This is a genomic window from Pseudomonas sp. Pse35 (genome assembly GCF_024519715.1).
Classification (GTDB): Bacteria; Pseudomonadota; Gammaproteobacteria; order Pseudomonadales; family Pseudomonadaceae; genus Aquipseudomonas; species Aquipseudomonas paracarnis.
Genome location: NZ_JALJRP010000021.1, coordinates 1 through 18,880 on the forward strand (window position 1 = coordinate 1; position 18,880 = coordinate 18,880).

Below are 18,880 nucleotides of genomic sequence, written 5' to 3' on the forward strand. Positions count from 1 at the left end.
AAAGTAAGCAAAACGCTCTTGCCCCACCACTCGGCACCTCGCCTAGGCTCGGTGTGCCCGAACGCAGGCTTGAATCCGTGGGCCGCCGCCACGCGCCATCCATGGCGCGGGGCGGCTAACCCGGCGTCCTGCCGGGTTACCCACGAATTCAAGCCTGCGTTCGGCCAGCGTGGTTTAACGGGGCGCCTGAGATCACGATCACAAGCAGATCAAGAGCAAAATCAAGAGCGACTCGCTTCGCATCGTGGTTACCGTGGGCGTATGGCCATCGCAGGCAAGCTCCCACACTCAAAACTGTGACGTATCCGAACTCAGTGACTTGCCCCTAGAATGCCTGCTCCACTTCCTCTGGCATCTGGGGCACTCATGCACATCTCTTCCGGCCGCTGGGTCTACGGTTTCTTCCTGACCCTGCTGACCGCGTTTCTGTGGGGCATTCTCCCGATCAAGCTCAAGCAAGTGTTGCAGGTGATGGACCCGATCACCGTGACCTGGTTTCGCCTCATGGTAGCGGGCACGTGCCTGTTCGTTTACCTGGCCGCCACCAAACGCCTGCCCAGCCGCAAAGTGCTTGGCCCCAAGGGTGGGTGGCTGGTGGGCATGGCGGTGTGTGGCCTGGTGGGCAACTACGTGCTGTACCTGGTTGGCCTGAAAATGCTTAGCCCCGGCACGGCGCAGTTGGTGGTGCAGATGGGCCCGATCTTTCTGATGGTTGCCAGTGTGTTTGTGTTCAAGGAGCGCTTCAGTCTGGGGCAGGGGGTGGGGCTGATGGTGCTGATCGCAGGCTTTGGCTTGTTTTTCAACCAACGCCTGGTGGAGTTGCTGACGTCCATGGGCACCTACACCGCCGGTGTGCTGACGATCCTGCTCGCCACCACCATCTGGGTGTTCTATGCACTGGGGCAGAAGCAGTTGCTGACGGTATGGAATTCATTGCAGGTGATGATGGTGATCTACCTGTCGTGCGCGGTGTTGCTCACGCCTTGGGCGCACCCGCTGGAGGCGTTGCAGTTGAGCCCGTTGCAAGGCTGGCTGCTGCTGGCGTGCTGCATGAATACGCTGGTGGCCTACGGCGCATTTGCCGAAGCCCTGGCGCATTGGGAAGCCTCGCGGGTCAGTGCGACCCTGGCGTTGACGCCGTTGGTGACCTTTGTGGCGGTGGCAGTGTCGGCCTGGCTGTGGCCGGACTATGTGCAAGCCGAAGAGATCAATGCCTTGGGGTATGTGGGGGCTTTGGTGGTGGTGACTGGCTCGGCGATGGTGGCGCTGGCGCCTTCGCTGCTCGCCGGGCTCAGGGCCCGGCGGCTGCGGATGTCGGTTTAAGCGCCGAGCATGTTTTGCGGGCGCACCCACTGGTCAAACTCGGCATCGGTGAGATAGCCCAGCTCCAGTGCAGCCTCACGCAGTGTCAGCCCTTCGGCGTAAGCCTTCTTGGCGATTTCGGCTGACTTGTCGTAGCCGATATGCGGGTTGAGGGCGGTGACCAGCATCAGTCCGCGTTCCAGGTGCTGGGCCATTTGCTCGGCGTCGGGTTCAAGACCGGCAATGCAATGCTCCTGGAAGTTGTTGCAGCCATCGGCCAGCAGGCGGATCGACTCCAGCAGGTTGTGGATGATCACCGGTTTGTACACGTTCAACTGCAAGTGCCCTTGGCTGGCGGCCATGCCGATGGTCACGTCGTTGCCCAGCACCTGGCAGGCCAGCATCGACAGCGCTTCGCATTGTGTGGGGTTGACCTTGCCGGGCATGATCGAACTGCCCGGTTCGTTGGCCGGCAACTTGACTTCGGCCAGCCCGGCGCGAGGGCCGGAACCCAGCAGGCGCAGGTCGTTGGCGATTTTCATCAGCGCCACGGCCAGGGTTTTCAGCGCGCCGTGCAAGGTCACCAGCGGCTCATGGCCGGAGAGGGCGGCGAATTTGTTCGGCGCGGTCACAAAGGGTAGACCCGACAACGCGGCCAGCTCGGAAGCAATCGCCTCGCCAAAGCCATGGGGGGCATTGAGGCCGGTGCCGACGGCGGTGCCGCCCTGGGCCAGCTCGCACACCGCGGGCAGGGCGCTGCGGATCGCACGCTCGGCGTAATCGAGCTGGGCGATAAACGCCGAAAGTTCCTGGCCGAAGGTGATCGGTGTGGCATCCATCATGTGGGTACGGCCGGTCTTGACCAGCTTCATATGCCGCGCGGCCAATTCTGCCAGCCCACCGGACAAGGTGGCGATTGCCGGCAGCAGTTGCTTGTTCACCGCTTGCACCGCAGCAATGCTCATGGCGGTGGGGAAGCAGTCGTTGGAACTCTGGGAACGGTTGACGTGATCGTTGGGGTGCACCGGGCTCTTGCCGCCGCGGTTGTTGCCGGCCAGTTCGTTGGCGCGGCCAGCGATCACTTCGTTGGCGTTCATGTTGCTCTGGGTGCCACTGCCGGTCTGCCAGACCACCAGCGGGAACTGGTCGTCATGCTGGCCGTCCAGGACTTCGTCGGCAGCCTGCTCGATCAGGCGGGCAATATCGGCGGGCAAGTCGCCGTTGCGGTCGTTGACCCGCGCCGCAGCCTTCTTGATCAGGGCCAGGGCATGCAATACCGCCAGCGGCATGCGCTGCTCGCCAATCGCGAAATTGACCAGCGAACGTTGGGTTTGCGCGCCCCAATAGGCGTCATCAGGGACCTGTACTTCCCCCAGGCTGTCGGTTTCGATACGGCTCATCGGTCACCCTCCTTATGCAGTCGTGATTGGTCAGTTTAGGCCCTGGCGGCCAGCGTGGGTTCCCTAAAAGCGCATTTGTGCCATCGCGCCCCGTGAAACCGGGGCTTGCCAAGGAGTGGGGTTGAGCCGCGAGGTTTTTTAGGCGCAGAATGGTCGCCCTTGGGGTCTTACCTCGCCTGCTAGAAAAGGAAACTCGATGACTCGTCTTCGTGCCATCTGTACCGCGGTTGCTCTGGTTTGCGCCAGCGGCCAGGTTCTTGCCGATACCGCCAGCCACAACGCCAGTGCCGAAGCCTTCCTTACCCTGGCCCATGCTGACAAGCTGGGGACCCCGGTGTACATGCAAGTGCAGCAAATGTTCGCCCAGCGTTTCGAACAGACCAAGGCGCCTGCCGCCAAGCAGTCGGTACTGGACAGCTACCAGGCCAAGGCCAACGCCGCTCTGGACCAGGCCATCGGCTGGCCGAAGCTCAAGCCTGACATGGTCAAGCTCTACACCACCAACTTCAGCGAATCCGAGCTCAAGGACCTGGTAGCGTTCTACCAGTCGCCACTTGGCAAGAAAGTCCTGGAAAAAATGCCCCAGCTGACCCAGCAATCGGCCCAGATGACCCAGGCCAAGCTGGAAAGCGCCGTACCGGTGGTGAACAAGCTGTTGGAAGACATGACCAACGAGCTGGCGCCAAAAGCCGCCGCACCGGCCAAGAAGAAGTAAGCAGGAATGACCATGCAACAGCGTATCGAAACGGCCCTTGCCGCCCTGGCCCCGCAACACTTGAGCGTGCTGGATGAAAGCCACATGCACAGCCGTGGGTTGCAGACCCACTTCAAGGCCGTGCTGGTCAGCCAGCAGTTCGAGGGGCTCAACCGCGTCAAGCGCCATCAGAAGGTCTATGCCACCCTGGGTGATCTGATGAGCGAGTTCCATGCGCTGGCGCTGCATACCTATACGCCCGACGAGTGGGCGACAATCGACGCAGCCCCGGCCTCGCCGACCTGCGCCGGCGGACATTGATGGGGTAACCCTGATAGAATCCGCAACGCGCCGCTTAGCCGGCGCGTTTTTTTTGCATCCGGTTCACCCCTTACGAGGGTAGCCACCTGGAGAGAACACCCATGACTCAACCGATTGTCGTGGCGGCACTGTATAAGTTCGTCACCCTCGAAGATTACGTCGCCCTGCGCGAGCCCCTGTTGCAGGCGATGGTCGATAACGGCATCAAAGGCACCTTGCTGATCGCCGAAGAAGGCATCAACGGCACCGTTTCCGGCAGCCGCGAAGGTATTGATGGCCTGATGGCCTGGCTCAAGAAAGACCCACGCATGGTCGACATCGACCACAAAGAGTCTTACTGCGACGACCAGCCGTTCTACCGCACCAAGGTCAAACTCAAGAAAGAGATCGTGACCCTGGGTGTCGAAGGCGTGGACCCGAACAAAAAGGTGGGTACCTACGTCGACCCGCAGGATTGGAACGCGCTGATCAGCGACCCGGAAGTATTGTTGATCGACACCCGTAACGACTACGAAGTGTCCATCGGCACCTTTGAAGGCGCAATCGACCCGAAAACCACCAGTTTTCGCGAATTTCCCGACTACATCAAAGCCAACTTCGACCCGGCCAAGCACAAGAAGGTCGCCATGTTCTGCACTGGCGGCATTCGCTGTGAGAAGGCGTCGAGCTACATGCTCAGCGAAGGCTTCGATGAGGTCTACCACCTCAAGGGCGGTATCCTGAAGTACCTCGAAGAGGTGCCCCAGGAAGAAACTAAATGGCAGGGCGACTGCTTTGTGTTCGACAATCGCGTGACCGTGCGCCACGACTTGAGTGAAGGCGACTACGATCAATGTCATGCCTGCCGCACACCCGTGAGCGTAGAAGACCGCGCCTCCGAGCATTACGTGGCGGGCATCAGTTGCCCCCATTGCTGGGATAAGCTGCCGGAGAAGACTCGTCGCAGTGCGATCGACCGCCAGAAGCAGATCGAACTGGCCAAGGCCCGCAACATGCCGCACCCGATTGGTTACAACTACAAGCAAACCCCTTCCGAGGCCTGAGCCATGTCTGCGCGCCTGCTCTATGTAATGGACCCGATGTGTTCCTGGTGCTGGGGCTTTGCCCCGGTGGCACAAGCGCTGGTGGAGCAGGCCCAGGCGGCCGGCGTGGACGTGCACCTGGTGGTGGGCGGCTTGCGCACCGGCAGCGGCGCGGCGCTGGAGCCGACTACCCGGCGCTACATCCTTGAACACTGGCAGGCCGTCACCGACGCCACCGGCCAGCCGTTCAAGCGAGAAGGCGCATTGCCCGACGGGTTTGTCTACGACACGGAGCCGGCATGCCGCGCTATCGTCACCGCACGCAGCCTGGCGCCGGATTGCGCCTGGAAGCTGCTGGGGCTGATCCAGCGTGCGTTCTATGTCGAAGGCCGGGACGTGACGCTCGCCCCTGTGCTGGTGGAGCTGGCCGAACAGGCCGGTATTCCACGTATCGAGTTTGCCGGCGAGTTCGACCGTGCCGATCAGCACGCGGCCACGGCGGCCGATTTCACTTGGGTGCAGGACCTGGGCATTGCCGGGTTCCCGACCCTGCTGGCCGAGCGCAACGGCCAGTTGGCCTTGCTGACCAATGGTTACCAGCCGCTGTCCGAGCTGTCGCCGTTACTGGGTCGATGGCTGGAGCGAGCTGCCTGTGTATGAACAGCCTCCACGCACCGACCGCCTGACCTGGGCAGAAATTCGCCGCCTGGCCCTGCGCCACAAGAAATCCCTGTGGGTCGCCAACGGTGTCGCCGTGCTCGCCACCCTGTGCAGCGTGCCTATCCCGCTGTTATTGCCGTTGCTGGTGGACGAAGTGCTGCTGGGCCATGGCGATGCCGCCCTCAAGGTGATGAACCACGCGCTGCCCCTGGGTTGGCAAAAAGCCGCTGGCTATATCGGCCTGATGCTCTTGGTCACCCTGGCCCTGCGCTGCGGCGCGCTGGTGTTCAACGTGGTGCAGGCGCGGCTGTTTGCGCGCTTGGCCAAGGACATCGTGTACCGCATCCGCGTGCGGCTGATCGAGCGTCTCAAGCGTATCTCTCTGGGTGAGTACGAAAGCCTGGGCAGCGGTACGGTCACCACTCATCTGGTGACCGATCTGGACACCCTGGACAAATTCGTGGGTGAAACCCTCAGTCGCTTCCTGGTGGCGATGCTGACCCTGGTCGGCACCTCGGCGATCCTGGTGTGGATGCATTGGCAACTGGCGTTGTTGATCCTGTTGTTCAATCCGTTGGTGATCTACGCCACGGTGCAATTGGGCAAGCGCGTCAAGCACCTCAAGAAGCTGGAAAACGACAGTACTTCACGCTTTACCCAGGCGCTGACTGAAACCCTCGATGCCATCCAGGAAGTACGTGCCGGCAACCGCCAAGGCTTTTTCCTCGGGCGGCTGGGCCAGCGTGCTCAGGAAGTGCGTGACTACGCCATTCATTCCCAGTGGAAAACCGACGCGTCGAGCCGCGCCAGTGGCTTGCTGTTCCAGTTCGGTATCGACATCTTCCGCGCCGCGGCCATGCTCACCGTGCTGTTTTCCGACCTGTCCATCGGCCAGATGCTCGCGGTGTTCAGTTACCTGTGGTTCATGATTGGCCCGGTGGAACAACTGCTGAACCTGCAATACGCCTATTACGCGGCGGGCGGCGCGCTGTCGCGCATCAACGAGCTGCTGGCGCGTGCCGATGAGCCGCAATATCCAGGCGGCGCAGACCCGTTCAGCGGGCGCGAGACGGTCGGCATCGAAGTGCGTGGCCTCGACTTCGGCTACGGCGAAGACCTGGTACTCAACCAGTTGAACCTGGCCATCGCACCGGGTGAAAAGGTGGCAATTGTCGGCGCCAGCGGCGGCGGTAAAAGCACCCTGGTGCAACTGTTGCTGGGGCTCTACACACCGCAGTCCGGCAGCATTCGTTTTGGTGCTGCCACCCAGCAGGAGATCGGCCTGGAGACCATCCGCGAAAACGTCGCGGTGGTGCTGCAACACCCGGCGCTGTTCAACGATACCGTGCGCGCCAACCTGACCATGGGCCGCACCCGCACCGATCAAGCCTGCTGGCAGGCGCTGGAAATCGCCCAACTGGATGCTACTGTCAAGGCACTGCCCTTGGGCCTGGACAGCGTGGTCGGGCGTTCGGGCGTGCGCTTTTCCGGTGGCCAGCGGCAACGCCTGGCGATTGCCCGCATGGTGCTCGCCGAGCCTAAAGTGGTGATTCTGGACGAGGCCACGTCTGCATTGGATGCGGCGACCGAATACAACCTGCACCAGGCACTGGCGCGGTTTCTCAGCGGGCGTACTACACTGATCATCGCCCACCGGCTGTCTGCGGTGAAGCAGGCTGACCGAGTGTTGGTGTTCGATGGCGGGCACATCGCCGAGGATGGCGACCATCAGCAGTTGATTGCCGATGGTGGGTTGTACGCCAAACTGTACGGACACTTGCAACAAGTACGTTGATTTAGCTTAGGCTGTGCTATCGGGAGCGGATTTTCGCGTGCGTATTAAGCTGTGCATGTGTAAGGGACTTCATGAAGCAAAAGCGGACTCTCGGAACGCCACGCCTGTTGGGTATTGTCTGGCCCTTCATCGCCGTCGTGTTGTTCCAGGCATTGTTAGGCTGCGTCAGTCTCTACGTGCTTTCGGCAGTGCGGGGCTATGTGGCGGGCGAAAGCCTGTGGTCCAAGGGCCAGAAGGATGCCATCTACTACCTGACCCTCTACGCCGATAACCGCAACGACGCCACCTACCTCAAATACCAGCAGGCCATTGCCGTGCCCCAGGGTGGGCATGAATTGCGCATTGCCCTGGACCGTCCCAATCCAGACATGGAGGCCGCGCGCCTGGGTATCCTCAAGGGCGGCAACCATCCGGACGACGTTTCCAGCCTGATCTGGCTGTACCTCAACTTCCGCCATTTCAGCTACCTGGAAAAAGCCATTGAGCTGTGGACGGTGGGCGACGGCTATCTGCTGCAGTTGGATGAGCTGGCCCAGGAGATGCACGGCGCCATTACCTCCGGCTACGTCAGCAGTGACGATGTCCATAGCTGGAAGGCGCGCATCACGGCCATCAATGAAGGGGTGACGCCCGCCGCCAAGGCGTTCAGCGATGCCCTGGGCGAAGGTTCGCGGATGATCCTGCGCCTGTTGTTGATCACCAACCTGGCGACGGCCTTGGGCCTGATCGTGTTGGCGCTGCTGCGCACCCACAAGCTGCTGGCCCAGCGTCATGCCTTTGCCGATGCGCTGCAAGCGGAGAAGGAGCGGGCGCAGATTACATTGGAGTCGATTGGCGACGGGGTGATTACCACCGATGTCGACGGGGCCATTGCCTATATGAACCCTGCCGCTGAAGCCTTGACCCACTGGCGCTCGGAGCAGGCCCAGGGCCTGCCGCTGGCGGCGTTGTTCAAGCTTTTGAATGAAAACGCCGAGCCCGACGGATTCACCCTGATTGAGCACATCGTCAAGGGCCAGTTCAGCGGCGGCAGCGAGCATTCCAAGCTGATCCAGCGCCTGGACGGCAGCACGGTCTCGGTCACCCTGGTGGGCGCGCCGATCCGCAGCGCCGGCAAGATCAGCGGTGCGGTCCTGGTGCTGCACGACATGACCCAGGAACGCCAGTACATCGCCAATCTTTCCTGGCAGGCCACCCATGACGCCTTGACCGGCCTGGCCAACCGTCGCGAGTTCGAGTTCCGCCTTGAACAGGTGCTGCAACAGGTCGCGCGCCAGCAAAGTGGGCGACATGCCTTGATGTTCCTCGACCTCGACCAGTTCAAGCTAGTCAATGACACCTGTGGCCACGCGGCAGGCGATGAATTGTTGCGTCACATCTGCGCGTTGTTGCAATCAGACTTACGCGAAGGCGATACCCTGGCTCGGTTGGGCGGCGACGAGTTTGGCATCCTGCTGGAAAACTGCCCGGCGCCGGTGGCGGAAAAAATCGCCGAGAGCCTGCGCCATACCGTGCAAAGCTTGCACTTCGTGTGGAAGGGGCGGCCCTTCATGACCACTGTCAGCATCGGACTGGTGCATATCTCGCAAACCCCGACCACCCTGGAAACCTCCCTGCGCGCCGCCGACATGGCGTGCTACATGGCCAAGGAAAAGGGGCGCAACCGGGTGCAGGTCTACCACGTCGACGACTCGGAATTGTCTCTGCGGTTTGGCGAGATGGCCTGGGTACAGCGGCTGCATATCGCCCTTGAGGAAGATCGCTTTTGCCTCTACGCCCAGGAGATCGCGCCGTTGGGCCCTACCGACGCTGGCAATGGGCACATCGAAATTCTCCTGCGCCTGCATGACGAAGCGGGGCGGATCATTTTACCCAACAGTTTTATTCCGGCGGCCGAGCGTTACGGTTTGATGACGTCCCTGGACCGTTGGGTAGTGGAAAACGTATTCAAGATTATCGCCCGCTGCATGCATGAGCGTCCGGGCCGACCCATGGCCATGTGTGCGATTAATCTGTCAGGCATCACCATTGGCGATGATGACTTTTTGGGTTTTTTACGTCAGAAATTCGATAGTTACAGCATTCCACCGGAAATGATTTGTTTTGAAATAACTGAAACGAGCGCTATAGCCAATTTGGGCAGTGCGATTCGATTTATTAATGAACTCAAAGCGTTAGGGTGCCATTTTTCCCTGGATGACTTTTGCGCCGGAATGTCCTCATTCGCATATTTGAAACATTTACCTGTAGACTTCCTGAAGATCGATGGAAGTTTCGTAAAGGATATGCTGGACGACCCGATTAACCGCGCCATGGTCGAGGTGATCAACCACATCGGCCACGTCATGGGTAAGCGCACGATTGCCGAGTTTGTTGAAACACCCCAGATCGAACAGGCTTTACTTGAGATAGGTGTGGATTACGCTCAGGGCTACCTGATTGAACGCCCGCAATTGTTTACCTTTGATAGCCTGCAGTGCCGACCTGAGCGGCCGCAGCCTCTGTTATTCAAGGCGCCCGGCACTTTCCGCTGAAACATTTGCTGGTCTGTACAATCACACTTGAAAAGGAGCCCCACAGTGATCGACACATTCAACAGAACCGGCCCGCTTATGGAAGCCTCGAGTTACCCCGCCTGGGCGCAGCAACTGATCCAGGACTGTAGCGAGAGCAAGCGTCGGGTTGTCGAGCACGAACTGTACCAGCGCATGCGCGACAACGCCCTCAGCGCCAAGACCATGCGCCACTACCTGATTGGTGGTTGGCCGGTGGTGGAACAGTTTGCCTTGTACATGGCGCAGAACCTGACCAAGACCAAGTTTGCCCGCCATCCTGGGGAGGATATGGCGCGCCGTTGGCTGATGCGCAACATTCGCGTGGAGCTCAACCATGCCGACTATTGGGTCCATTGGGCGCGGGCTCACGGCGTCAGCCTTGAAGAACTCCAAGCGCAGGAGGTGCCGCCCGAGTTGCACGCCCTGAGTCATTGGTGCTGGCACACCAGCTCGGCGGATGCGTTGATCGTCGCGATTGCCGCCACCAACTACGCGATCGAGGGGGCGACGGGGGAGTGGTCCGCCGTGGTCTGCTCTACCGGTGTGTATGCTGCCGCCTTCCCTGAGGAAGATCGCAAGCGGGCGATGAAGTGGCTGAAGATGCACGCCCAATACGACGATGCCCACCCTTGGGAAGCCCTGGAAATCATCTGCACACTGGCCGGGACCAACCCGAGCAAGGCCTTGCAGGAAGAGTTGCGCCAGGCGGTGTGCAAGAGCTACGACTACATGCACTTGTTCCTGGAAAGCTGCATGCGTCTAGAGAATGCGGAAAAAGACAAGGCGCCAGCCGTTCGCGAGCGCCCTGTGCGCATCGCCAGCGAGGCGTGATGTAACGGTTCGGATGGTATTTGTGGCCAGGGAGCTTGCTCCCGTTGGACTGCGTAGCAGGCCCATTCTTTTTAAATAAAAAATGGGGCCGCTTCGCGCCCCAGCGGGAGCAAGCTCCCTCGCCACAACTGGCCTTATCCCGCCATCGCCAAGCGATTGCGACCTTCGCGCTTGGCCACGTACAACGCATTGTCGGCCCGGCGCAGCAGGCTTTCAGCCGACTCGGCCGCCAGCAGCGTAGAACAACCGAGGCTCACGGTCAGTTCGATTCGCGTGCCCTCTACCCAGTAGTCCTGGGCTTGCGCCGCCTGGCGCAGGCGTTCTCCCACCATTTTCGCGGCATCGCGACCGGTGTTGGAGAGCAGGATCAAAAACTCTTCCCCGCCAAACCGAAACACCATGTCCACGTTGCGCAGCTGGCGTTTGATCGCCCCGGCTACGGCCCGCAGTACGCTGTCGCCCGCAGCATGCCCATGGGTGTCGTTGATTTTCTTGAAGTGGTCGATGTCCAGCATTAACAAAGAGAGCGGGTGCAAATGCCGGCGTGCCATGTCGATTTCTCGCTGCAGCGTCTGGTCCATGGCCACACGGTTGCCAGTTTCGGTCAACGGGTCACGCAGGGCGCTGCGGGTGGCGGCGCGGTAGAGCAGGGCGTTGCGCATCGGATAAAGCAGGGTCACCAGCAGGAGTTCGAGTTGGCTCAGTTCTTCTTCAAGCAACCGCTGGTTGCGACGAAAGACCAGTTCCCCCAGGTGTTCGCCTTCATGGCTCAGGGTGTAGCTGACGGAGTGATGACCCCGGTGGCCAAACTCCAGGCGCAGGTCGCTGGCGGCGTGACGGTATTGCAACACGTCCAGCGGAACCAGGCGCTGAACCTCACGAAAGAACAGGCCCAGGATGCGCTCCGGCTCCAGGCTGGTCTGCAACTGCTGGTTCAGTTGCTGGCGAAGTTCGGCGAGGGTGGCGGGGCGGCGTGGGCGCAAGGATGGCTGGCCAAATCCCAGGCGTTGCAATTTGGCACTGTCAAAGTCAATTGCGTTGGTCTGGGTGGGGGTTTTCATAAGCGCGTGGCCTCTAAGCACTGGGCTGTCTTACAGGCGGGATGAGGGTGGCGAGTGCCAAGCGTCTTACTGATCCTTCAGTTCCGTAAAACATTGGAAACAGTTTAAACCGCTTTTCATTGGGTTATAACCCCATGGCACTGCCGCACGTCTTGTCATCGCCGAACCTGCTTGAACAGTACTAGAGCGAGATTCATGCCAAGTGTCTTTAGTTGGGAAAAATACTTATAAATCAATTAACTAATTTTTAAATAAGAAAAGTCCGTTAAAGCATGGCGCCAGTTATTTGGCTGATTTGGGCCAGCGTTGCCGCCGGCCCGGTTGACGTAACTGTTTCGGTGGGGCGAGTTGCTTGTCGCAAATAAACAACGCTTCGTTATTCGTGAACAAAGTACACCGCACCCATCACCACTAGACCAAGGTGGTACGGTCGATTTGCGCGATGGAGGTGACCCCGGTCAGGGTCATGGCCACGCGCATTTCCTTGGCGAAGATGTCCAGCAGATTCTCTACCCCATGCTGGCCCTCGGCGGCCAGCGCGTAGGCGGTGGCGCGCCCCAGCAGGCACGCCTTGGCGCCCAGGGCGAGCATGCGCACCACGTCGAGCCCGGAGCGAATGCCGGAGTCCACCAGCACGGTCAAGTCATCGCCCACCGCTTCGGCAATCGGCGGCAACGCCTTGGCCGTGGACAGCACCCCGTCGAGCTGGCGGCCGCCATGGTTGGAGACCACGATGCCGTCGGCACCGAAACTCACCGCGTCCTTGGCATCCTGGGGGTCGAGGATGCCCTTGATGATCATCGGGCCTTTCCAGAATTCGCGGATCCACTCCAGGTCTTTCCAACTGATGGACGGGTCGAAGTTGTTGGCCAGCCAACCAATGTAGTCCTCCAGGTGGGTGGGTTTGCCCAGGTATTTGGAAATATTGCCCAGGTCGTGAGGGCGGCCCATCAAGCCCACATCGAAGGCCCACTGCGGCTTGGTCACCGCCTGCAACATGCGTCGCTGCGCTGCATAGGGGCCAGACATGCCCGAGTGCGCATCGCGGTAGCGTGCGCCGGGTGTGGGCATATCCACCGTGAACACCAGGGTGGTCACGCCAGCTGCCTGCGCCCGCTCCAGAGCGTTGCGCATGAAGCCGCGATCCTTGAGCACATACAGCTGGAACCAGATCGACTGCGGGCTTTGCGAGGCCACCTCCTCAATCGAACACACCGACACTGTCGACAGGCAGAAGGGGATGTGTTTGTTGGCCGCCGCCTTGGCTGCTTGCACTTCACCGCGTCGCGCATACATGCCGGTCAGCCCGACCGGGCTAATGATGACCGGCATCGCCAGTTCCGTGCCAAACAAGTTGGTGCTCAGGCTCAGGTTGTCGACATTGCGCAGGATGCGTTGGCGCAGGCTGATCTCGGCCAGGTCCGAACTGTTGGCGCGAAGCGTGTGCTCGGCGTAGGCACCGCCGTCGATGTAATCGAACAGAAAGCGCGGCAACTTGCGCTTGGCCGCAGCGCGGTAATCGGAAGCGGACGAGATGATCATCAACAGTGTCTCCCTGGGCAAAGCGCTACACCCTAAGCAAAGTTATGCCATGATGAAAACAACTTTTATCACTGTCATCCAGTCGCCAAAGGAATACTGATGAACCTGCGAACCTTGCGTGCGTTTGTCGAAGTGGTGCGCCAGGGCGGATTCTCCCAGGCGGCCGAAGTGGTTGCCCTGACCCAGTCCACCGTCAGCAAAGCGGTCAAGACCCTTGAAGACGAACTGGGCATGCCGTTGCTCAATCGTCTCGGCCACAGGAATGAACTCACCGCCGCTGGCGAAATTGCCTACCGCCGCGCCTTGGTGATGCTCGCCGAACGCACCGACTTGATGGCCGAAATCAACGACCTGCGCGGCCTCCAGCGCGGCGTGCTGCGCATCGGCCTGCCGCCGGTAGGGTGCGGAGTCTTGTTTGCGGCGATGTTCGCCACTTACCGCAGCCGTTACCCGGGCATCGACATCGAACTGACGGAGTACGGCAGTAAAAGGCTGCGCGAATGCCTGGAAGCAGGGGAGGTGGACCTCGCCGCCTTGCTGCTGCCGGTTGATGAAGGTTTTGACTACCAACCGGTGCGCAACGAGCCGTTGATCGCCGTGTTGCCCATGGGCCACCCATTGGCCCGGCGCGAGCGTATCGACTTCACCGACCTGGCCGACTCACCCTTCATCCTGTTCGAGGCCGGCTTTGCCCTCAATGCCAAGATCCTCAGCGCCTGTGAACGCAAAGGCGTGACACCCAAAGTCACCGCTCGCAGTGGGCAAATAGACTTTATCGTCGACCTGGTCACCGCCGGGCTGGGCGTCGCCTTCCTGCCCCGGATGCTGGCGCACAAACACCAACACCCCGGCATCGCCTTGATCCCCCTGGACGAACCCCACACCGATTGGCACATCGCCCTGGCCTGGCGCGCCAGCGCCCACTTGCCACCGGCAGCGCGGGCCTGGTTGGAACTGGCCAGGGAACCGTCGTATTCAAGCGAACAGCGGGCCAATTGGCGGAAAATTTCTGAGGGTGCTTGACTTCTTCTTTTTAATCAGTAACATACGGCGCATTCCGCGATAGCTCAGTTGGTAGAGCAAATGACTGTTAATCATTGGGTCCCTGGTTCGAGTCCAGGTCGTGGAGCCAGATAGAGAAAAGCCTGCAGAGATGCAGGCTTTTTTTTGCTTGGGATTTGACCCAGCAAACCAAACGCTTAGCGCGGTTCCCATGATGCCATCTCTAATCCTTCGATTCAGAGGTAAGGCCAATGAAAGTCGCTGCAGTCGTTTCAACCAAAGGCGGGCCGGGGAAAACCGCGGTTGGCGCCAATCTAGGCGCGTTCTGCGCCGACGCGTGTCATTGGACCTTACTGATCGATCTCGATCCCAGCCGTCACTGTCCTTGTTCTATACGCTAATGCGTGAGGCGCCGGGCGGGACCTACCAACTGATCGTTAATAATGAAATGCCTCCGCGGAGCGCTTTCTTCTGTCGGTAATGAGGTGAAGCGCCGAGCCAGGCATTTGATAAAATTGCTAGCGAATGTGGCCGCGGAAGTATCAACGGCCTTTAATAATTCACTATTATAAAAAGCTATGATTCAGTGCATAGGTATAGACGCTAACTCAAAACCACCATTGATAACGAACTGAACGCCCATACAAACCAGTAGAAAACCAACGACGCGGGAAATTGCATCGATTCCTGACTCACCAAGCACTTTCATGATTCGCCCCGAACATCGTAAAGCTATCCAGAAAATAAGCGCAGTAATGATGAATACGGTTGCGGCTGCAAGGTGAATGACGAGTGGCAGGGTCTGGTAGGTCGACTGCAGGGTAGAGGCGGAGCTGATAAGCAGCGCTATCGTGCCTGGGCCTGCTGCACCAGGAAGAGCTAAAGGTACGAATGACAGATCGCGGAAATGTGGGGTTGCTTTCTCTTTCTCTGAAAGGAAATCTTTTTGAACCTCCGTTTCGTCAGGTGTCGTTGCTGGAAAAAGCATGGCGAAACCGATGTAGGTAACGATCAGGCCTCCGGCTATTCTCAAACCGGGTACAGATATTCCGAATACCTGCATTACCAGGCTGCCCCCGTAGAAGCTGACAAACATAATCAGAGCTACATACAAGCTTGCCTTCAGGATTTGCCGGTTACGCTCTATTGTAGGCAGCTTTCCTCCAAGACCTAGTAAAAGGGAGATGCTAGTTAGAGGATTGGCCATAGGAAGCAGGGCTAATAGTCCAATAAGAACATGATGAAAGTAATTACCCATAGTGTTTTTACTCGGTTATGCAACGAATAGGAGGCTATAAGATTATTAAGGTCGTACGACATCTGCCCTAACGAACCGATATCAAGTCAGGACTCAATCAGGAAAGTATTTTTTTGCCTCTTCCGTGGTGTAGCGCAGAAAGATCTGCACCGCCTGCGGAATCAAGCGCCGTGAAAGTAGAAAAGCATACAGCGACATGTTCTGGAGGGTATAGCCAGGTAAAACACGTACCAGTTTGCCGCTCTCTACGGCGTCATTGGCGCTGGGCAAATTGAACTGCGCGATGCCAAGTCCGCGCAGAGTAAGATCCATGCGCGCATCGTTCGGTGTGGCAAGCAGGATGGCTTGCACCGGCGTCAGGTGTTTATGTCCTTGGGGGTCGATCAGCTCCCACTCGGGTTCTCCCTGACGCCCAAGGCAGGGCCATTGCAAGAGATCGTCCGGTACACGGGGAGGTTTCCTGCCGGCCAGTAACAGGGGAGAAGCGAATAACCCTTGTGGCATTGAACAGATTGGCCGAGCAACCAGCGACTTGTTAATCACTTCGGCGCGGCGATGACTGAAGTAGACATCCACTGGCTCTTCAAGGGGGTTTGGCACGCGTGTGCTGGCCTCCACTTCAAAATGAATTTCGTGCTGTTCTTCCAGCATTCGAGCGATAGCCGGGTTGATAAACCAGTGCACAACCTCGGGCGATCCGACGACCCGGATGCGTCCTCTAATTTTTCCATCATCCGACTTGATCGCGCTTTCGACCTCTTGAAGGCCTTCGAACAAGGGCGCGATTTCGCTATAGAGCCGCTCGCCCGGGTCCGTCAATCGCATAGAGGGCATCCGATTGAACAAGCGCAGACCCAGGTGCTCCTCCAGCCGGGTCACGGCGCGACTGATGCTTGAAGTGTTCTGCCCAAGCCGTTCAGCCGCACGGCTGAAGTTCAGTGTTTCCGCGGCAACGAGGAAGGTGTGGTATTCGCTCCACATGGCGTTGCTTTTATGCAATGTATAGTTGCTCCATATGGCATGGCTAAAGTTAATAGTCTAACACTATCATCACAAAGTCTGAGAGCCATTTAGCGTATAGGAGTTCAACTGTGACCTCGATAAATCGTATTTTTGCCAGCCTAGTTGCCTTGATGGGGCTGGGGCTATTGTTAGGTGGAGCTTACCTCTTAACCCTTGGCGGATCGTTTTATTACGTGCTGGCCGGATGGGCCTATCTGAGCGCTGGCGTCATGCTTTGGCGTAGGCAAGTTTGTGGAGTATGGCTGCTGGTAGCGGTTGCCGTGCTGAGTGTTCCATGGGCGCTCTGGGAGTCAGGCACGTTCTATTGGGCGCTGTTTCCACGCCTGCTCGTACCGGCAGCGTTGGCGAGCATCGGCTTGCTCCTGTTATCCACTTGGTCGCCTGCGGACTCCCGGCGTCGGATACGCGGCCTGGGTGTACTAGCGTTATTAGGGACGGCTGTGTTCTTTGGGTTTGCCTTTACTCCACATGGTGTCGTCTCGCCTGTCTCGGGCACACCTTTTACTGCAGCAGCCACAAACACCACACCTTCGAATTGGTCCGCATATGGCCGAACCACGGCGGGGACGCGCTACGCGCCCTTTACGCAGATCAACCGTGACAACGTTCAGGACCTGAAACTGGCCTGGACCTATCGTACCGGCGCGAAGATCGGGCTGGGCAATGGCGCCGTGGATTCGAACACCCCATTGCAAATTGAAGATACGTTGTTCACTTGCACACCCGATGATCGCATTGCTGCCATCGATGCAGATACGGGGATAGAACGTTGGAAATTCGATACCCATAGTGCATCTCCTATCTGGAACCGTTGTCGCGGCCTGGGTTACTACAAACTTAAGGAGGCGCCGGCTGATGGCGTCTGTGCGGAACGAATCGTCAATTCCACCATCGATGCGCGCTTGATCGAACTAGACGCCAAGACCGGCAAGCAGTGCCCAGGTTTTGGCAGCAACGGCGTCGTCGACCTGAAGCAGGGAATGGGCGACGTTAAGCCTGGGTTCTACTTTCAGACCTCCGCGCCGCTGGTGGCGCGCGACTACATTATTATCAGTGGCTGGGTAGTTGATAACTACAGTCGCGGTGAGCCGTCAGGTGTGATCCGCGCCTTTGATGCCCGCACCGGCGCACTGGCATGGGCGTGGGACCTGGGCAACCCGGACATAACCGGCTTGCCACCGGCCGGGCAGACCTACACGCCCGGCACGCCCAACATGTGGACCGCCGCTGCCTATGACGACCAGTTGGGGCTTATCTATGCGCCGCTGGGAAATGCCACGCCGGATTACTTCGGCATGGAGCGACCACCGCACTCGGATGAATACAACTCTTCCCTCGTCGCCCTCGATATCATGACCGGTCGCCCGAAATGGAAATTTCAGACCGTCCATCACGACATCTGGGACTACGACTTGCCTTCTCAACCCGCGCTGGTCGATTTGCCTGACGGCCAAGGCGGAACCATCCCCGGGGTATTGCAAACCACCAAGCGTGGCCAGCTTTTCCTGCTAAATCGCGCCACCGGGGAGCCGATTGCGGACGTCGTCGAAAAGCCCGTGCCTACGGCCGGTGCGGTACCTGAAGAACAGCTTTCGCCTACACAGCCTTATTCGGTAGGGATGCCGACTATCGGTGCCGAACACCTCACCGAGAAGAAGATGTGGGGGGCAACCATGTTCGACCAACTCATGTGCCGCATCATGTTCAAACAACTGCGCTACGAGGGGGACTTCACGCCGATCGGTCTGACCAAGGCGCTGGATCAGCCCGGCAATATCGGAGGATTCAACTGGGGTAGCGTCTCCTACGACCCCGTTAATCATCTGGCTTACATGAACGATATCCGGGTGCCAAACATCTTTTGGTTGATGCCTCGTGATGAATTCAATACTTGGACAAAATCCCACCAGATCGAGGTGAGTGGACATGGGCCGTCACCGCAGTTGAAAACACCTTACGGTCAAGCCATTTATATCTGGATGTCATCCCTAGGGGTTCCGTGCAACCAGCCACCCTATGGGACCGTCACGGCGGTCGATCTGAATACGCACAAGGTGGCCTGGCAAGTGCCGGCTGGCACCACAGAGCAATTGGGGCCACTGGGTATCGCATCACACCTGCCCATGCCCATGGGCATGCCAACTTATGCAGGAACGATGACCACGGCAGGCGGCCTCGTATTCTTTGCGGGTTATCAGGACTACTACATCCGGGCATACGACGGGCAAAGTGGCAAACTCGTCTGGGAGCATGAATTACCGGTCGGCTCCAGCGCCACGCCGATCTCCTATGTCTCGTCGACGACGGGCAAACAGTACGTTGTCATCTCCGTAGGCGGGGCAGCGCATTCTCCCGACACCGGTGACTATGTAATGGCCTTCAGCCTTCCGACATCCCAACCGTGAAGCGTCTGC

The 18,880-nt window shown here is 59.1% G+C and carries 15 protein-coding genes, 1 tRNA gene and 1 pseudogene; 12 read left to right on the top strand and 5 right to left on the bottom strand.

Annotated elements, in window-relative coordinates:
• The first annotated feature begins 366 nt into the window (after window positions 1–366).
• Window positions 367–1,323, top strand: coding sequence for a DMT family transporter (locus tag OC445_RS17730; RefSeq protein WP_054922648.1), 957 nt, complete (start codon window positions 367–369; stop codon window positions 1,321–1,323).
• On the opposite strand, the gene OC445_RS17735 is transcribed toward OC445_RS17730, so the two are convergent.
• Window positions 1,320–2,702: a class II fumarate hydratase gene (locus OC445_RS17735; protein WP_057977022.1), complete on the bottom strand. Its 1,383-nt coding sequence runs from the start codon at window positions 2,700–2,702 to the stop codon at window positions 1,320–1,322. The genes OC445_RS17730 and OC445_RS17735 overlap by 4 nt on opposite strands.
• A 196-nt stretch (window positions 2,703–2,898) precedes the next feature.
• On the opposite strand from OC445_RS17735, the gene OC445_RS17740 reads away from it, so the two are divergent.
• The 7 genes from OC445_RS17740 to OC445_RS17770 all read left to right on the top strand — a co-directional run bounded on the left by OC445_RS17740 (window position 2,899) and on the right by OC445_RS17770 (window position 10,580).
• The gene (locus OC445_RS17740) at window positions 2,899–3,417 is read left to right on the top strand and encodes a DUF2059 domain-containing protein (RefSeq protein ID WP_014719258.1); all 519 of its coding nucleotides are present in this window, start codon (window positions 2,899–2,901) and stop codon (window positions 3,415–3,417) included.
• 6 nt (window positions 3,418–3,423) lie between these two features.
• Window positions 3,424–3,717, top strand: coding sequence for a BolA family protein (locus OC445_RS17745; protein WP_054896313.1), 294 nt, complete (start codon window positions 3,424–3,426; stop codon window positions 3,715–3,717).
• 101 nt (window positions 3,718–3,818) lie between these two features.
• On the top strand, window positions 3,819–4,760 hold the full coding sequence (locus OC445_RS17750; protein ID WP_014719256.1) for a rhodanese-related sulfurtransferase: 942 nt from the start codon (window positions 3,819–3,821) through the stop codon (window positions 4,758–4,760).
• Window positions 4,761–4,763: 3 nt separating this feature from the next.
• A complete protein-coding gene (locus OC445_RS17755; protein WP_032896046.1) occupies window positions 4,764–5,399 on the top strand; it encodes a DsbA family protein in 636 nt (211 codons plus the stop codon).
• Window positions 5,392–7,194, top strand: coding sequence for an ABC transporter ATP-binding protein (locus tag OC445_RS17760; protein WP_072447997.1), 1,803 nt, complete (start codon window positions 5,392–5,394; stop codon window positions 7,192–7,194). The genes OC445_RS17755 and OC445_RS17760 overlap by 8 nt, the downstream gene beginning before the upstream one ends.
• Before the next feature lie 71 nt (window positions 7,195–7,265).
• Entirely contained in the window at window positions 7,266–9,728 is a 2,463-nt protein-coding gene (locus OC445_RS17765) for an EAL domain-containing protein (RefSeq protein WP_034126162.1), read from the top strand.
• A 78-nt stretch (window positions 9,729–9,806) separates the two neighbouring features.
• Complete coding sequence (locus OC445_RS17770; protein ID WP_233097308.1) at window positions 9,807–10,580, top strand: TenA family transcriptional regulator; 774 nt, start codon at window positions 9,807–9,809, stop codon at window positions 10,578–10,580.
• Window positions 10,581–10,714: 134 nt separating this feature from the next.
• On the opposite strand, the gene OC445_RS17775 is transcribed toward OC445_RS17770, so the two are convergent.
• Window positions 10,715–11,641, bottom strand: a complete 927-nt coding sequence (locus tag OC445_RS17775; RefSeq protein ID WP_198790819.1) for a GGDEF domain-containing protein — start codon at window positions 11,639–11,641, stop codon at window positions 10,715–10,717.
• A 411-nt stretch (window positions 11,642–12,052) separates the two neighbouring features.
• The gene (gene lldD, locus OC445_RS17780) at window positions 12,053–13,183 is read right to left on the bottom strand and encodes an FMN-dependent L-lactate dehydrogenase LldD (protein WP_262020236.1); all 1,131 of its coding nucleotides are present in this window, start codon (window positions 13,181–13,183) and stop codon (window positions 12,053–12,055) included.
• Between the two features lie 99 nt (window positions 13,184–13,282).
• Here lldD and OC445_RS17785 point away from each other — a divergent pair, with 99 nt between their 5' ends.
• The 3 genes and pseudogenes from OC445_RS17785 to OC445_RS17795 all read left to right on the top strand — a co-directional run.
• On the top strand, window positions 13,283–14,206 hold the full coding sequence (locus tag OC445_RS17785) for a LysR family transcriptional regulator (protein WP_198790817.1): 924 nt from the start codon (window positions 13,283–13,285) through the stop codon (window positions 14,204–14,206).
• Between the two features lie 33 nt (window positions 14,207–14,239).
• Window positions 14,240–14,315: transfer RNA gene (locus tag OC445_RS17790), tRNA-Asn, on the top strand.
• Window positions 14,316–14,436: 121 nt separating this feature from the next.
• Window positions 14,437–14,633, top strand: a pseudogene (locus tag OC445_RS17795) (ParA family protein); the annotation flags it as partial.
• Window positions 14,634–14,768: 135 nt separating this feature from the next.
• Here the strand turns inward: OC445_RS17795 and OC445_RS17800 are convergent.
• Both OC445_RS17800 and OC445_RS17805 read right to left on the bottom strand, forming a co-directional pair.
• Window positions 14,769–15,443 (bottom strand): MarC family NAAT transporter, encoded by a 675-nt coding sequence (locus tag OC445_RS17800; RefSeq protein WP_198790816.1) that lies wholly within the window; start codon window positions 15,441–15,443, stop codon window positions 14,769–14,771.
• Window positions 15,444–15,536: 93 nt separating this feature from the next.
• Complete coding sequence (locus tag OC445_RS17805; RefSeq protein WP_054922574.1) at window positions 15,537–16,442, bottom strand: LysR family transcriptional regulator; 906 nt, start codon at window positions 16,440–16,442, stop codon at window positions 15,537–15,539.
• Window positions 16,443–16,534: 92 nt separating this feature from the next.
• Here OC445_RS17805 and OC445_RS17810 point away from each other — a divergent pair, with 92 nt between their 5' ends.
• Window positions 16,535–18,871 carry a membrane-bound PQQ-dependent dehydrogenase, glucose/quinate/shikimate family gene (locus OC445_RS17810; protein ID WP_198790815.1) on the top strand — a complete coding sequence of 779 codons (2,337 nt, stop codon included), beginning with the start codon at window positions 16,535–16,537 and terminating at the stop codon, window positions 18,869–18,871.
• Window positions 18,872–18,880 lie beyond the last annotated feature (9 nt).

What these genes read in the sequence shown, in the direction of transcription:
- OC445_RS17785 (WP_198790817.1), top strand. Translation starts at nt 13,283, where the DNA reads ATGAACCTGCGAACCTTGCGTGCGTTTGTCGAAGTGGTGCGCCAGGGC.
- OC445_RS17735 (WP_057977022.1), bottom strand. Translation starts at nt 2,702, where the DNA reads ATGAGCCGTATCGAAACCGACAGCCTGGGGGAAGTACAGGTCCCTGAT.
- OC445_RS17745 (WP_054896313.1), top strand. Translation starts at nt 3,424, where the DNA reads ATGACCATGCAACAGCGTATCGAAACGGCCCTTGCCGCCCTGGCCCCG.
- OC445_RS17750 (WP_014719256.1), top strand. Translation starts at nt 3,819, where the DNA reads ATGACTCAACCGATTGTCGTGGCGGCACTGTATAAGTTCGTCACCCTC.
- OC445_RS17775 (WP_198790819.1), bottom strand. Translation starts at nt 11,641, where the DNA reads ATGAAAACCCCCACCCAGACCAACGCAATTGACTTTGACAGTGCCAAA.
- OC445_RS17740 (WP_014719258.1), top strand. Translation starts at nt 2,899, where the DNA reads ATGACTCGTCTTCGTGCCATCTGTACCGCGGTTGCTCTGGTTTGCGCC.
- OC445_RS17730 (WP_054922648.1), top strand. Translation starts at nt 367, where the DNA reads ATGCACATCTCTTCCGGCCGCTGGGTCTACGGTTTCTTCCTGACCCTG.
- OC445_RS17765 (WP_034126162.1), top strand. Translation starts at nt 7,266, where the DNA reads ATGAAGCAAAAGCGGACTCTCGGAACGCCACGCCTGTTGGGTATTGTC.
- OC445_RS17755 (WP_032896046.1), top strand. Translation starts at nt 4,764, where the DNA reads ATGTCTGCGCGCCTGCTCTATGTAATGGACCCGATGTGTTCCTGGTGC.
- lldD (WP_262020236.1), bottom strand. Translation starts at nt 13,183, where the DNA reads ATGATCATCTCGTCCGCTTCCGATTACCGCGCTGCGGCCAAGCGCAAG.
- OC445_RS17800 (WP_198790816.1), bottom strand. Translation starts at nt 15,443, where the DNA reads ATGGGTAATTACTTTCATCATGTTCTTATTGGACTATTAGCCCTGCTT.
- OC445_RS17770 (WP_233097308.1), top strand. Translation starts at nt 9,807, where the DNA reads ATGGAAGCCTCGAGTTACCCCGCCTGGGCGCAGCAACTGATCCAGGAC.